Origin of the sequence: Hyphomonas sp. (assembly GCF_041689225.1) — a bacterium.
Taxonomy (GTDB): domain Bacteria; phylum Pseudomonadota; class Alphaproteobacteria; order Caulobacterales; family Hyphomonadaceae; genus Hyphomonas.
On the sequence record NZ_JBDNGN010000056.1, the window covers coordinates 14626 to 29550 of the forward strand.

Consider the following 14925-nt stretch of genomic DNA (forward strand, 5'->3'; position numbering starts at 1 on the left):
ATGTGCATCAAGCTTCTCCATCAGCACACCGGCGCATCGCGTGAAATGAGATCGCGATCCTTGAGCGCGTCCCAGAGGTCTGGATCAATCTCCATCTGCGTCCAGTCAGCGATCTGCCGGACCTGTGCGGCGGATTTGGCACCGGGAATGACGCATGCAACCGCGGGGTGCGAACCGCTAAACTGGAGTGCCACAGCTGGTAGAGGCGTATTGAAAGTCTCGCAAACCGCGCGGAGCTGCCCTGTCCGTTCAACCGCCCATTGTGGCGCCTGAACGTAATCGTAATGGAGCGGCTCTTCACCCGTCGAGGCGAGCAGGCCGGAATTGAATGCACCACCGATAATGACCTTTACGCCATGGCGGTGACATTCGTCGAGAAAGGACAGGGAATCGGCGTGCTCCAGCAAAGTGTAGCGCCCCGCTATCAGCAGGACGTCGAGATCCACATGCTCGAGCACCTGCCGGCAAACGTCGATCTCATTGACGCCAAGACCGATCCATTTGGTTTTCGTTTCAGCCTTCATCGCCGCCATCTCAGGCAGCGCTTCCTCCAAAGCCTCAGCCAAAATGGCATCATGGGCTGCCCCATGCACCACCTCTCCAATGTCGTGGAGCAAGAGAATGTCAACGGCCTCGACACCAAGCCGTTGCTGGCTGCCCGCGAAAGCCTCCCTTATGCCTTTTGCCGAATAATCGAACTTTGGAATGAACGGTGCCGGTGATTCAAAGCCATTGTCCGGGATGTCTGCCGATCCGGCCGGCTCCAGCCTCCGTCCCACTTTGGTGGAGATAACAGGCTGAAATTCCGACGAGGCGAGATAGGCGCCAATCCGTTGCTCGCTCAAGCCATGGCCGTAATAGGGCGCCGTATCAAACAAGTTCAGCTGCGCCTCGATCGCGGCTTCGAGCGTTGCCTGCGCCTCCTTATCCGAAATTGCCGTATACAAGTTCCCCAGTCCCGCAGCACCGAGACCGTAAGCTGGCAAGTTCAGGGGGGCGCCCCGAGTCATGCGTCCGGTTCCGGCTGTGAGAGTCCCAGTTCAACAATCTGCACCGCGCCATCGGCCCAGGTGCCGACCTCGACACTGAGCGTGTTCTGATCGCACGACCAGTCAGCCGCTTGACCACCGATCAGGCGCAGAGTTTCGACAGTGCCGACATCAGCAGGCAACTGAACTTCCAGCCTTTCGGTACCCGGCTTGCCGAAAATATGGATATAGAGCGCATCGGCTGTGCGGGTCGCGCCGATACTGATGCCGTCAATGCTGGTCTGGGGCAGAGCAATAGGGCGCGTGTCCTGAACAGCCGGCCCAACCGTCGAGAGCCACTCTCCGGTTGCTTCGAGACGGGCGGCCTGTGCCGGATCAATCTGCGCGTCCCAGCGCGGCCCGACATTGAGCAGGACGTTTCCATTGAAGCAGGACGCACTCGCCAGCATCGTTGCGATCTCACCGGGGGAGAGATAGTCGGAGTCTGATTCTGTTCGATTGAAAGCGAACGAGTGCCCGAGACCACGCGTGGTCTCCCACTGGAATGGCAGGATCCGATCGAACATGCCGTATTCTGGTGTGCGCGCATCCCATACGGGCGGCTTCGGTGGCATGATCCCCGTCATGCCTTCCGGCTTCTCGAAAGCATTGGCCGAGAATTCGCCATCCGGCGCCATCCAGCGGTCGTTGGTCAAACCGTCAGGCACAGTATTGTAATATTTCGCGAGAATATCGAAGGAAGCTTGCTGGCTCGGATAGCCAATATCGTTCCAGAGGTAATCCGGCTCATAGCGCTCAATCAGTTCATTATAGTGAGCATTCGCATAATCGATATATTCCTCCGCCGCGCCGGGCATGGCCATGACGTCTGCAAACGAGTTGATCCGGGCATCTTTGAACGTCCAGTCAATGCCGCCCGAATAGTAGACACCGAACTTCAGGCCCTCGGCCCGCGCTGCCGCCGCAAGTTCACCCACGACATCCCGCTTGGTGCCCCAGTTGGTCTTATGAGGATTGGGCGTGTCGCTCGGCCACAGGAGGAACCCGTCATGGTGCTTGGTGACAAGAACGACATAGCGCGCCCCGGAACGCTTGAAGAGTTTCGCCCAGGCAACAGGATCCCAGCTTTCCAGAGACGCGTTGAACGCCTCGCCGAAACGGTCATAGGAATAATCTTCACCATAGGTTTCACGATGGAACGCCGCCGTGGCGCCATCCTCGAATTTCATCGTGTTGAGGTACCATTCCGAATACGGCACATCCGCAAACGTCTGCGCTGCGCCGGCTCCGGAAACATCACCGATCTGAGCGTGATGCGGCGCGAAGGCTGGGATCGAATAGGGACCCCAGTGGATGAATATGCCGAATTTCGCATCACGAAACCAATCCGGCACCAGGTGTTTCTGGAGGCTTTCTGCAGACGCGGTGTAAGTCACCGGCCTGTCGTTGGCGCCACCTTTATCGGAAGTATTCATATCGCGCTCACCTTAGCCCATTCCTTACCGTTCGGATATTCATGGTCAGCCATGCTATCGGGCCACAAGTCGACCGAATAGCCCGGCGCTGTGGGGGCCATATAGCGGCCTTGTCGTATCTCGATTGGATTGCGGAAATGCTCGTGAAGGTGAGCAGCGTGCTCAATGACGCGTCCCTCCATCGTTCCCGATATACATACAAAGTCGATCATTGAGAGGTGCTGGACATATTCGCACAATCCAACCCCGCCCGCATGGGGGCAAACAGGGATACCGGCCTTGTCGGCCATCAGCATGACAGCGATGACTTCGTTCACGCCTGCCAGCCTGCACGCATCAATCTGACAAAATCCAATCGCCTCTGCCTGCAGGAATTGTTTGAACATGACCCGATTATGCGCGTGCTCTCCGGTCGCGAGCAGGATCGGCGAAACCTGTTCAGAAATTGCCTTGTGGCCCAGAACGTCGTCCGGACTTGTGGGCTCCTCAACCCAATAAATATCGTATTGCGCCATTGCCTTGATTGCCTTTACGGCGTCAGCCACGTCCCACACCTGATTGGCATCGACACTCAGGCGAACGTCATGACCGAGCGTGTCGCGGAACAGCCTGCAGCGACCCAGGTCGCCCGCAAGATCGCCGCCGACCTTGATCTTGAAGTGACGCCAGCCTTCGGCATAGGCTTCCTTCAGGCGCCGCACGATTTCGGCGTCAGTGTACCCGATCCAGCCGGCGGATGTCGTATAGGCCGGGTATCCGTCCTGCATCAATTGTTCAATGCGGGCCGCTTTCCCACTGGCCTGTTCAGTCAGACGGGCCAAAGCTTCCGCCTTCGACAGGTAGTCACTGATATGTCGGAAATCGATCCCCGAAACGGTACGCTCCGGGGACATGTCGCTCACGTATCGCCACAGCGGCTTTCCGGCGCGCTTTGCGAGGGCATCCCAGACCGCGTTGATAAGTGCGGCCGCAGCCAGATGGACGACGCCTTTTTCCGGCCCGAGCCAGCGATACTGGCTGTCATTGAGCAAAAGGCACGAAACGAGACCGAGGTCTTCCTCAAATTCGTCAAGGCTACGGCCAACCAGATGCTGACCAAGGCCTTCGATCGCCGCGACGCACAGGTCGTTGCCCCGCCCGATTGTGAAGGTGAGGCCATTCCCGCTTTGTTCGCCGCCGCTCATCAGCAAGCTGACATAAGCGCACGAATAGTCCGGATCAGGGTTCATGGCATCCGAGCCGTGGCTATGCCGGGACGTTGGAAACCGGATATCGCGCGCATCAAGACCGACGATCATGCCGACAACTCCAATGCGATCACCTGGACCGCCGTGTCTGCCCAATCCGGCACCGATACCGTCAATTTGCCATCATCGACCGACCAGTCGGTGACTTCACCACCGAGCTGGCGCGTCGTGGTGACATCACTCAGGTCATCGGGCAGCCCGAGCGTGATGGCTTTCCCTGCCGGCACCCCGAACAGATGAATGTACACGTTGTTGCCGTTTCGTGTCGCGCCGATCGCGATCCCTTCGACATCCCGCTCAGCCAATTGAACAGATCGCGTGTCCTGAACGGCCACGCCTACGGTCTTCAACCATTCGCCCACCGCTTCGAGACGAGCAGCCTGACCGGGTGGAATGATCGTGTCGCCGCGCGGGCCGACATTCAGCAGGACATTTCCATTGAAACAAGCAGACCGGGCCAGCATAGCAACGATACCGTCGCGGCTGATATAGTCTTCGTCTGTCTCGTTCCGGTTGTAGGCAAACGAGTGACCCATGCCGCGCGTCGACTCCCAAAGGAAAGGCAGGATACGGTCGAACATGCCATATTCAGGTGTGCGCGTGTCCCAGACCTGAGGCATGGGCGGCAAAAGGCCCGTCAGACCTTCTGGTTTGTCGAATGCGCCTTCCGGAAGCTGTCCATCGGGTGTGATCCAGCGGTCATTCGTCAGTCCCTCCGGAACTGTGTCGTAATACTTGGCAATAATATCAAATGAGTCCTGGGCGTGTGGATAGGCAATATCATTCCAAAGATAGTCAGGCTTGTAGCGCTCGATCAACTCGTCATATTGCGCATTGGCGTAAGCTGAATACCCTTCGGCGTCCCCTGGCATGCTCGTCATAAAGTCCACAAAGCTCTCGATGCGCTTATGCTTAAACGTCCAGTCGACTCCACCGGAATAGTAAATCCCGAACTTGAGCCCCTCGGCGCGCACCGCCTCGGCCAATTCGCCCACGACGTCGCGTGTTGTGTGCCAGCCCGGCTTGTTAGGATTCGGCACGTCGCTTGGCCAGAGCGCGAATCCATCATGGTGCTTCGTGACGAGGACCACATATCGCGCACCCGAACTCTTGAAGAGCCGCGCCCAGGATACCGGGTCCCAGTTTTCCAGGGCGTCATTGAAGTCCTGACCGAAATGGTCATACGAATAGTCTTCGCCAAACGTCTCTCGGTGATAGGCCGCTGTCGGACTTTTTTCGAACAGCATCGTGTTCTGATACCATGCAGCATACGGCGTGTTGGCAAATCCGTGACGCTCATCGGACGCATCCAATTGGTCAATTTGGGAATGCTTGGGCGCAAAGGCCGGGATCGAATAGGGTCCCCAGTGAATGAATATCCCGAATTTCGCATCACGAAACCATTCCGGCGCTTCGTGCGAGCTGAGGCTTTCAGCCGTTGCTGAATACTTTGTCGTCTTAGCAGCCAAGGTATTCACCGTCGCAGACATCCGGAAGACCGGCACCCCATGCGTTAAAAATGCGCGCTCCGAGTCTCATTGTATTACTCCCGTGAGTCGCCTCTAGACGAGCGTCTTCATGTCAGATAACTAAGCAAACAGTGTTTCATATGCAAGCTCTTTGTTCGCATATAAACGTTCGATAATAGGAAAGATCGACTCCCATGTCGCCGGGAGCTCCAACTATTTGCTACAGGATGACGGATTGGCAGGAGAACGGCATGGAACGAAAAGCGTGGATGATCCGGCTCAACGCCGAGAAGATCGACGCGTACAAGCAGCTGCACGCGAAGGCCTGGCCATCCATTCTGGAACAGATAACCGCCTGTAATATTCGCAATTACAGCATCTTCCTGAGAGAACCAGAAAATCTGCTTGTCGGCATATATGAATATCACGGAACTGATCTTGATACGGATATGACGCGAATGGGAGAGGATCCGGACACCAGGAGATGGTGGGCTTTGACCGATCCGTGCCAGACACCTTTGGATTCAGCGCAGGCAGGCGAATGGTGGGTTCCGATGGAAGAAGTTTTCCACCTCGACTAAGGCGTACCCTGCCCCGTATACCCAAGCGCCGCAGAGATTTTCAACGCTGTTTCGGCCACCAGGTGCGGAGCGTCCTCAACCGTGACCTTGGCACGACGCGTCACCACAAATGGCACTGTCAAACTGGCAACCGCGCCTGACCCGGTAGAATCAAATATCGGTGCACCGATGTCGGTGACACCATCGACCATTCTTGATGGCATGCAGACAAATCCGGCGCGACGAACATCGTCGCTCTGGGCCTGTTGCGCGTTGATATCCGCGGTTTCAGCGCCACCACTTTTCAGATCCTTAAGTATCTTTGCCTTCTGCAGTGGTGAGGCAAAGGCATATAGGACCAGCCCGGATGCCGACTTCATGATCGAACGCCGATGGCCGAGCCGCACACTGAAACCGACATCGTCTGGGTTCTCAGTACGAGCGATGACAACAATCTGATCAGAGCTTACGACAGCGAGTTGTATCGACTGCATCATTTGTGATGCGAGCGCCGACATCTCGGGAAGCGCCGCTTCGTGGAGATTCATCTTGGGTGGGGACCGCATTCCGATTTCGAACAAGCGGTTGGACAATTGCAGTTTTTCCGGGTCTTCGGTCCGCTCCACATAACCGCGCGCCTCAAGAACCACGACCATGCGATAAATCTCGCTGCGAGACCGCCCGAGATTGCGCGCTATATCGGAAATTGATTGCGGCTCCCGGACGCCAGCAAGGCTTTCCAGGATATCGAGGCCCTTCTCGAGCGCAGGTGCTTTGTAAGGAACATCTGTCATCTAGTTTGGTCCAGAGCGATCCGAAAGATTATTCGACAAGGAATTATGCCGTCAAACTCCTAAACATTGGAATAAGCCGCAACGATTCCGTAAGTCAAAGTGACACTATTCGCCGACGGTTGACGCCAACATATTTCGTGCGGCTGTTTCTGCAATCTCCAGGCATGCGTTCACTTCTGCCTCGAGACTCAGCTTCGCTGGAGCGCGGCTCCACCTTTTGTGGGCCAGAATGATACTGGAAAGCACGAGCGAAACAGTCAGGTCCGGTCGGTAGTCATTCGCACGCTCAACATCATATTCCGCAGCAATAAATTCCGCATAGATATTTCTTTGCTCTCGCTCAAACGCCGTCCAGGCAAAAGCGAGTTCGTTATCGTCCCGCTGGGTATTCCAGAACATCAAACCCGGCTGGGCAGAGGTTTTCAGTGCGTCAACCAGCGTGCGGACCTCGCGCCGGAAATAGTCGAAAAAGCCGACCTCGCCCCTGGCATTCGATGCGCGCTCGCGCAGTGCGTCCGCAGCAGTCGTCACAATGCTCAACGCGAGGTCACTCTTGCTATTGAAGTGCATGAACAACGTCGTGACGTGAATATCAGCCTCATCGGCGATGGACTGCATCGTCGTGGGGCCGTACCCAGCCTCGCTGAACTGCTTCGCAGCCACTTTGAGAATGTTTGCTCTGGTGCGTTTTCGGCGCTCCGTCCGACGCGGGTATTTGATTTCCGCAACCTGCGCATCATCCTCACCTCCATCGGGCGTAGGTGGATTGGGCTTGGGACCTTTGACCATTGTGATTCTCTTAGCACGAACTCATCCCGCCGCGCGCCTCATAATAAGTGGAAAGATAGACTACCTGATCTTCCGATCAATGTACTGCAGCAATATGTGTTTGGAGCCCCCTAAACTGCTGAGAAATAGATGGATTTCGTGTTCGCCGCCTTATCGCGGCGTCAACTCTCCGCTGCCCGTCGCCGCGCGATCTCATCGACCGCGAACTGGTGATCATCCTCCGAAACAGGATAGAAGCTCATTATGATCAGCGCTATGCTCGTAAAGACAAGCGTTGCCAGAGCGAACCAGAATGCGAGATTGTGAACAATGGCAATATCTACCGCCCCCGGCTTGGCGCCTTCAGGAAAGCCAACGAGCGCCAGAATGAATCCCGACACCAGGACCCCCATGCCTGATACCGTCTTCCCCACGAATGTGGTCGCAGAAAAAATCAAGCCTTCGGACTGACGTCCGGTCTTGAGCAGTATCTGGTCTGTCACGTCTGCCACCATTGAAGCGACCAGAATGGATGCGGTGACGACGGCCATCGCCACGACCGTCATGAAGACAAACAGAAGCGGCACGAGTACGGGACTTCCATTGTCGGGAAACAGTCCCAACAGCCGCAAGATGACAGGCGCCACCACGCCTAACAGCGTTACCGCGTACAGTGCGAGCGTGGTTCGTTTCTTACCAAACACTTTTGAAATAGGTAGCACGATCACGAACGCAAGCGCGACACCCAGGAGGCCACTCGCTGCCAATAGGGCAATCTTGTCAGCGGTTAGTTCCCAGAAATATGTTTGCATATAGATTGTCAGAGCGGCGTTCACGCCTCCTGCCATGGAACCGAATATGCTGCCAACAAGGATCGGGGCGTTGGTGCGATCAAACAGAGTTGACGCCATCTCCTTGACTGTAAGCCAGAATTTCTGGCGCGCGACAGGAGGCGGTTCAACCAGCGAGGCAATCCGACCTTGCGTGCCGATCGTCGACACGAAGATTGCTATCGCCATAAGGGGGGCTGCGATCGCAGCGTACTTACCGTATCCCGACGCATCAAGAATACCGCCAGGGCTGGCAGGATCATTGGAGAAGATGACGGTGAATACGAAGATGCCCATCAGAATGCCGCCAACGACACCAAAGAAGAACCGGTATGCAACGAGTTCTGTGCGCTCGTGATAGTCTTTGGTGAACTCTGCCAGGAGCGCCGTGGAAGGAATTTCATAAAGACCTATGACGATACGCGTCGCGCTGGTCATCAACAGAAGATAAGCAAACAACATCCCGTCGGTAGCTCCGGACGGGGGCTGCCATAACAAGAAGTAGAAGATGCCAACAGGTATGATAGATGCATACATGAATGGATGGCGACGGCCCCATTTGGTTCGCGAACTATCTGACCACTGACCGATAATCGGATCGAGCGCGGCATCTGCGACCATGGCGAGCATGATCGCCCCGCCAACCCAGGCAGCAGGAAGGCCAATCACCTGATTGTAGTAGATCATCAGCAGGGCGTTGAAGCCGTTGTCCTTGATACCGAAGGCGACTGTTCCCAGCCCGTAGACGACCTTTGTCGTCCACGGGAGCTGGCCTGTCTTCGCCTGCACTGATTGCGTCATGCGACCGGCGTTCAGAAGTGCATCTGAAGCTGGACACCAAACGTTCGTGGCGCAGTCAGGTAATATGTCTGCGACACACCGAACGGCAGATAGCTAGCCGTACCGGTCGATCCATCGAAACCTTGTTCGTCGAACAGGTTCTTGACGTACCCAACGACCCGGTAAGCTTCTTCGCTGCTGGTCCAGACACCAATCAGATCGACCTGGTCTGACGACGGGGTTTGTGTGTAGGACCGATTGAAGACGCCATGATACGTATCATCCAGCCAGGAATAGTTGCCTGACAACGTCAGATCGCCCTTTTCGCCGAGGGGAATGTCATAGCTGACATTTAGGCCGAACTTGTTCGGCACCGTGCGCGGCAGCATTTGGCCCTCGAGACTTTGGTACTGGTTTCCGCTCGCATCGGACTGCCCCACAGGATTCGCATCCGGTTGGAGAGCAAACGGATCGGCCACGTCCACGAAGCAGCAACCATCCTTAACTTCCGAGTCATTGTACGCATAGCTGAACATGACACGCAGCACGTCGGTCGGGCTCCAGATCGTTTCGAGTTCAAAACCCTGCGCGCTAGAGTCGGCGAGGTTGAAGAAACGCGTCAGACGCACGCCGTTTTCCTCGACGTCCAGCGGAACCTGCAGGCCATCATAGGAATAGTGATACGCTGTCGCGTTGACCTGCAGATTGCCTCCGAACGATTTCTTTGCGCCAATTTCGAACGCATCCAGCAGTTCTTCACCCGTCTGAGGGAACTGGCTGATTCCGCCAGCGTTGAAACCACCTGATTTATAGCCGCGGCTATAGCGAAGGAAATAGTTCGTATCGTCGTTCGGTTGCCATTGGATCCCTGCCACACCTGACAGCGCATTCCATTCATTCTCGAGATCACGTGTCGCGCGCCCGGTCGCGGGATCGATGGTCACCGCGCTCGCAACGCCGGCAGCGGACGCGTAGGACACTGACGCCGCTGTCAGATCAAGCGCCGGGGTCGCGGCGCCAGACCCGCCGATCGTAAAGCCTGGTATAATGCCGTAGGAAATAATCCGGAGCCATTCGCTCCCAGATTTTTTGTCCATCGAGTAGCGCAAGCCACCGGTTAGTGTGACGGTGTCTGTCAGGGCATAGTCTGCTTGTCCGAACAAGGCATAGGATGTCGTTTCCATATCGGAGATCGCCGTCACGAAATCGCCACTCGGATTGGCCGCTGCACCCAATGGAGCGGATATTTCTGGCTGCGCCTTGTTGCCAAAATGGGATTCCTGCCGGAAATCTTCATCGTACATATAGGCACCGACGATCCACCAGAAATCTGAGTCATCCGACGACTGAGCCGTCAATTCATGGCTGAAGAACGACTTGTCTTCACTGTATCCGAAGGTGCGTTGGGGAAAGACTGTCGCCGCGGCGCAGACAGGCCCGATATTTTCCAGATACCATTGGCAGTTTGGTCCGCCCAGCAGAACTTCCCCGGCAGCCGGAGAGGCGGCATCCAGCGGGAATGTGTATGAGAGCATGCTCGTGCCGTCATCGTCACGCAGCGAATCATAGAAGTAGGTCCGGTAGCCGCCGAGATACTTGATGTCGATATTGTCGAGGTTCCATGTTGCCACTGCAGACAAACCGTAATTGTCATCCAGCTTGGACGTCGTCGGCGTATCGACGCTGAATTTCCGGATATCGTTCACGCCGGGGTTGCTGGTGGCTGTCCCTTCCTGAGTGAAACCTGGCTGAAGGTAGCCGAATGCCGGTCCAGGCGTGAGGAAGCCTGCCGGGACGGGTGCCATATCATACGGACTGGCACTGTTTGTCGTCCGGTTATTGAACCTTCCGTTTTGTGTGTCGGCCTTTAGCCAAAGCGAGAAATTCTCCGAGAGATCGGCATCCAGCTGGGCTTCGAAATAAGAGATTTCTCCTGCCCCAGCCTCAGCTGGCCCGCCCGCGACATTGTCAAAGAAGCCTTCATCCTGGTTCCGGTAAGATCCCGCGAGCTTGCCGCGCAGCCCTTTGGCCAGCGGGCCCGCCACGCTCGCCTGCACTTCCGTGGTTTCATAGTTCCCGATGGAAAGCCGCGCTTCGCCCTCAAACGTGTCGGTCGGGCGCTTGGAAAGCACGTTGATCGCCCCACCAATCGAGTTGCGACCATAGAGCGTGCCCTGCGGTCCACGCAGCACTTCGACGCGCTCGACGAAGAAGTCGCTCTTGGACACCGCCGCTGTCGACGCATCATAGATGCCGTCAGCGTAGGTTGCCACGCCCGGATCGGATCCGTTCGTGTTGGTCTGACGGCCGATGCCGCGAATGAAGACCCGGTCATCACCGGCTGAGAAGGCCAAGCTGGGCGTGAAGCGTGCGAAATCCGAGAGATTGTCGAGACCCAGTTCCTCACGGAGATCGGCCGTGAAGGCGGTTACCGACACGGGCACATCATTCAGGTCCTGTTCGCGCTTAACCGCTGTCACCGTGACCCGGTCCAGCTTCCGAACGCCATCCGGCTCGTCTTGAACCTGGGCAAAACCCTGACCGCTTGCTGCGATTGCGAACGCGCTTACGGCCGCCAGCATGGATGCTTTTCTCATCGTCCTAATTCCTCCCAATTGTTTTTGATCCTGAGTCTTCGCCCGGATTTCCGGCAAGTGTATGATCGATTAATCTATTTGCATAGTGTTATATTGAACGATTGAAATGAACGCGTGATACGCAGTTCGCCGAGCGCGAACCAGCGTCGGGTATGCGTTAAAAAAGCGGATCTGGGCGACGGGAGGATCTGCCGCGTTGCGTAGCAAGAGCGGACACTGGACGGACATAGCGCCGATTACGGTTTCTTGCTTTCCACCGAATCCATCAGCAACGCCTTCCGGCGCCAGCCTCCAAAGCGGTAATAGAGAATGGCGAGCAAAGCGGACGAGATCGTTCCCACAGGAAAGCTCCACCAGATGGACGCCTGCCCCAGAAGGGGCTCAAAATAGTGGGCGAAGGGCACGCGAAAGCCCCACATGGTCACCGCAAAAACGATGGTCGGCGGAATCATCACGCCGTTCGCTCGTACGATCGACAGGAGCCCCGCCGTGATCGCCAGAACAGACCAGCTCCACAAAACGATGCGATTGATATCGTGAGCGATGCCGAGGGAGGCGCTGCCTTGCGGCAGGAACAGCCGGAGCGGCAAGTCTCCCATTGCCAGGACCAGAATGGCGGTCAGCGCAGTGATCGCAAAGCTGAGAAGGCAACCGCGCAAGGCGATCTGATCCACCCTGTGCCACAGGTTTGCACCAATGTTCTGGGCGGCCATCGCCGACAAAGAGGCCGCCAGCGCCATGGCCGGCATCTGGACATATCCCCATAACTGGGCTGCGCCGGCATAGGCCGCAGCCGTGACGACTCCGTAGGCGTTGACCATGACAAGGAGTACAAAATAGGCGCCTTGCACAATGATCGTTTCAGCGCCCATCGGCAGGCCCCGTTTTATCAGCATTGCGAGCAATGCCGGATCCGGGCGCAGGAAACGCAGTTCGTCACCATACAGGGCGATAGGCAGGTTGCGGCGGTAGATGTGCCGCACCATAGCAGCAAGCGCAACGCAGATGCCAATCAGGTTGCCGAGCGCGACTCCTGCGATGCCGAGCCTGGGGAAAATTCCGTAGCCGGTGAGAAAGAGCGGTCCCAGCAGGAGCGACAGTCCGATCCAGACAACAGAATACCTGAACGGCGTCCGTGAATCCCCGCATCCACGCAGCATCATCATGAGGAAGATGAAGACGAACAGGCAAGGCATGACCAGACATGTCATACGCAGGAACACGATGGCAAAATCGCGCGATGCCTGCGGCAGCCGAATGACATCAACGAGCCAGGGTGCAAACACCACCCCCAAAACCGCGATGAGCGTCGCCGCGATGGCTGCGAATGCCACCGACGACCCCACGATTTTCTTGACGTGCAGCATGTTGCCTTGGCCCACCGACTGGGCGATGGCGATACCGGACGCAGCCCCCACCCCGATGATCATTCCCATCATCATGAAGAAGAATACATTGGTGTTGACAACGGCCACCAACGCCCCCTCCCCCAGCACGCGACTGACCCATACCGCCGCCCATGTTCCAGCAATCGAATGCAGGAAATTGGTCATCAGCAAGGGCATCGAAAACATCAGGAGCGCTGGCACGATCGGCCCGTCGGTCAAGCTGCGCGGCGCATTGATCCACCGCGCCAGCGCCGCAGGCGGCCCGGTATGAAATCCGCCAAGTCTCATGAGGGCATTGTCAACGGAGTCACTTCAGGCGGTCTCTTCTTAACCCGTCACCCCGATTTTTGGACGAACAGGCCTGTGGCAGCTACAGCGCGAAGACCAGCGAGTGGAAACTATCCGCCTATGGGTACTAGCAATATCGTTTCTTTTGACAAGGCCCGGGAGCGGACTTGCGGTTGATCGATCTGGCACGTCAGGCACTTACCCAAGCGACCCGGCCTTCAGCCTATCGAGGATAGACTGGCTGGTTGCACCGTCAGTCTATTGCGAACCGGTCTAAGTTATTTCCGAACTTGCAGGTTCCAGGTGACGAGAAGGTAAGGTGACTCGCGAAAGGCGACTTCTCGCGCCGGTCATTACAAAAAGAAACGGCCACGATCCCTTGGAGCCGTGGCCGCGGTGCCGAGGGGAGGAAACGCGTGCGGGCGCTAGTGCCGGTACGTGAGAGAGCCACCATAGGTTCGCTGCATGCCTGCAAAACGCAGGATGACGTTGGCGTTCGACGTGATCTGCTGCCAGTAATACTCGTCCGTCCGTTTCTTGCCCCAGACGGAGATATCCCAATGGTCATCAAGGCAGTAGATACTAATCGACCCGTTGAGCAGGCCATAGGAGTCGATGTCATAAAGCGCATCGTCCGGCGTGCCAGCCGTGGATTCACTCTGCCACCGTCCGCTGAGCGAGGCGCGAACTCCAAGGTCTGCCGAGACCGGACGGTCATAGAGCAGCGCCAAGCTGGCGACTGTTTCGGGGCGGTAGAGGAAGGGGTCGCCCTGACGGTTCACCGGCAGGCCGAAGCCGTCAACGGTGTCGAAGGCGCCGATTTCCGTGTGCAGCAAAGTGAGGCCGCCAACGGCTGTCAGCTCTTCGCTGATAAGGTAGGTAACTTCGGCGTCGAGGCCATAAGCTTCGGCTGTCGGAATGTTCTGCAGGCGCGAGAGCGCCTTGTAGATCGGGTCCGGGAAGAAGGCGGCCAGCTGCTTGTCTTCGTAGTCGTAATATAAGAGCGCGGCGTTGGCCTGCATGCGCTGGTCGAACAAGCTGGCCTTCACGCCAAGTTCATCGGCGAGCAGGCTTTCCTGGGTTGCCGGCGCATTCTGCTCGGATTTCGAGGCGGCATTGACCGGGGTAGCAGCCGACTTGTAGCCTTGGGTCACCGATGCGAACAGGACGAGGTTGTCGTGCGGCGTCCAGTTGCCCACGACGCGCCAGGAGATGTTGTCTTCCTTGGTGCTGGACGTCACGGCGCCGAAGGAATTGGTCGCCACGTCAAATGTGTTGCACCCGTTCTCGAGCAGAGGCGCCTCAGGTGGTGTGGCATAGATCAAGGAAAAATAGGTACGGTTGAACACGTTGACGTTCGGCGGCATGGACCCATTCACTTCTACCGAACAGCCGACATAATCCTGGCTGTCATCAGTGTAGAGAATGCCGGTCGTCAGGCTGAAATCCGGCGTCAGTTGCCAGTCAGCATTGGCGAAGACACTCCAGGTCTTGGTTTCGAATTCTCCGATATCGCAATATGTCTGAAACGAATTTAGACAGCTCGAGCACGGTATATGGCACGCCCGTTTCCGAATCGATGTTCAGCGGCGAGGCGGCTGTAGATATGTACAATTCAGCGAGACACCTTCTTTAATATCCCCGCTGGGGAAGGAAGGTGGTTTCAATGAACAGCGATCAGCGAGAGATTGGGCGTAAACTTCGGGTATTGGAGCATGCCGACAGAAACGGTAATGTGAG

Annotated in this window: 11 protein-coding genes; 1 reads left to right on the forward strand and 10 read right to left on the reverse strand. The window is 56.8% G+C overall.

Features of this window, described 5'->3' with window-relative positions; all coding sequences use genetic code 11:
* Window positions 1-20 precede the first annotated feature (20 nt).
* Genes ACESNB_RS04895 through ACESNB_RS04910 form a run of 4 tightly spaced genes read right to left on the reverse strand, consistent with a single transcriptional unit; the run spans window position 21 to window position 5189 of the window.
* On the reverse strand, window positions 21-1010 hold the full coding sequence (locus ACESNB_RS04895; RefSeq protein ID WP_373004687.1) for an aldo/keto reductase: 990 nt from the start codon (window positions 1008-1010) through the stop codon (window positions 21-23).
* Window positions 1007-2464, reverse strand: coding sequence for an alpha-L-fucosidase (locus tag ACESNB_RS04900; protein WP_373004691.1), 1458 nt, complete (start codon window positions 2462-2464; stop codon window positions 1007-1009). The genes ACESNB_RS04895 and ACESNB_RS04900 overlap by 4 nt, the downstream gene beginning before the upstream one ends.
* Window positions 2461-3762 carry an enolase C-terminal domain-like protein gene (locus tag ACESNB_RS04905; protein ID WP_373004694.1) on the reverse strand — a complete coding sequence of 434 codons (1302 nt, stop codon included), beginning with the start codon at window positions 3760-3762 and terminating at the stop codon, window positions 2461-2463. The genes ACESNB_RS04900 and ACESNB_RS04905 overlap by 4 nt, the downstream gene beginning before the upstream one ends.
* Window positions 3759-5189 (reverse strand): alpha-L-fucosidase, encoded by a 1431-nt coding sequence (locus ACESNB_RS04910; RefSeq protein ID WP_373004697.1) that lies wholly within the window; start codon window positions 5187-5189, stop codon window positions 3759-3761. Before ACESNB_RS04910 ends, ACESNB_RS04905 begins: the two co-directional genes overlap by 4 nt.
* 242 nt (window positions 5190-5431) lie before the next feature.
* Here ACESNB_RS04910 and ACESNB_RS04915 point away from each other — a divergent pair, with 242 nt between their 5' ends.
* The gene (locus ACESNB_RS04915; protein ID WP_373004700.1) at window positions 5432-5761 is read left to right on the forward strand and encodes an L-rhamnose mutarotase; all 330 of its coding nucleotides are present in this window, start codon (window positions 5432-5434) and stop codon (window positions 5759-5761) included.
* On the opposite strand, the gene ACESNB_RS04920 is transcribed toward ACESNB_RS04915, so the two are convergent.
* The 6 genes from ACESNB_RS04920 to ACESNB_RS04945 form a co-directional block, all read right to left on the reverse strand.
* Complete coding sequence (locus ACESNB_RS04920; RefSeq protein WP_373004704.1) at window positions 5758-6534, reverse strand: IclR family transcriptional regulator; 777 nt, start codon at window positions 6532-6534, stop codon at window positions 5758-5760. The two genes, ACESNB_RS04915 and ACESNB_RS04920, sit on opposite strands and share 4 nt — an antisense overlap.
* Before the next feature lie 105 nt (window positions 6535-6639).
* Complete coding sequence (locus tag ACESNB_RS04925; protein WP_373004707.1) at window positions 6640-7323, reverse strand: TetR/AcrR family transcriptional regulator; 684 nt, start codon at window positions 7321-7323, stop codon at window positions 6640-6642.
* Between the two features lie 161 nt (window positions 7324-7484).
* Complete coding sequence (locus ACESNB_RS04930; RefSeq protein ID WP_373004710.1) at window positions 7485-8921, reverse strand: MFS transporter; 1437 nt, start codon at window positions 8919-8921, stop codon at window positions 7485-7487.
* Window positions 8922-8944: 23 nt separating this feature from the next.
* Entirely contained in the window at window positions 8945-11509 is a 2565-nt protein-coding gene (locus tag ACESNB_RS04935; protein WP_373004713.1) for a TonB-dependent receptor, read from the reverse strand.
* 236 nt (window positions 11510-11745) lie between these two features.
* Window positions 11746-13185 (reverse strand): MATE family efflux transporter, encoded by a 1440-nt coding sequence (locus ACESNB_RS04940; protein ID WP_373004717.1) that lies wholly within the window; start codon window positions 13183-13185, stop codon window positions 11746-11748.
* A gap of 425 nt (window positions 13186-13610) precedes the next feature.
* On the reverse strand, window positions 13611-14762 hold the full coding sequence (locus ACESNB_RS04945) for a TonB-dependent receptor domain-containing protein (RefSeq protein ID WP_373004721.1): 1152 nt from the start codon (window positions 14760-14762) through the stop codon (window positions 13611-13613).
* Window positions 14763-14925 lie beyond the last annotated feature (163 nt).

Coding starts and splice junctions, on each gene's coding strand:
- ACESNB_RS04895 (WP_373004687.1), bottom strand. CDS start 1,010: ATGACTCGGGGCGCCCCCCTGAACTTGCCAGCTTACGGTCTCGGTGCT.
- ACESNB_RS04900 (WP_373004691.1), bottom strand. CDS start 2,464: ATGAATACTTCCGATAAAGGTGGCGCCAACGACAGGCCGGTGACTTAC.
- ACESNB_RS04905 (WP_373004694.1), bottom strand. CDS start 3,762: ATGATCGTCGGTCTTGATGCGCGCGATATCCGGTTTCCAACGTCCCGG.
- ACESNB_RS04915 (WP_373004700.1), top strand. CDS start 5,432: ATGGAACGAAAAGCGTGGATGATCCGGCTCAACGCCGAGAAGATCGAC.
- ACESNB_RS04920 (WP_373004704.1), bottom strand. CDS start 6,534: ATGACAGATGTTCCTTACAAAGCACCTGCGCTCGAGAAGGGCCTCGAT.
- ACESNB_RS04925 (WP_373004707.1), bottom strand. CDS start 7,323: ATGGTCAAAGGTCCCAAGCCCAATCCACCTACGCCCGATGGAGGTGAG.
- ACESNB_RS04935 (WP_373004713.1), bottom strand. CDS start 11,509: ATGAGAAAAGCATCCATGCTGGCGGCCGTAAGCGCGTTCGCAATCGCA.
- ACESNB_RS04940 (WP_373004717.1), bottom strand. CDS start 13,185: ATGAGACTTGGCGGATTTCATACCGGGCCGCCTGCGGCGCTGGCGCGG.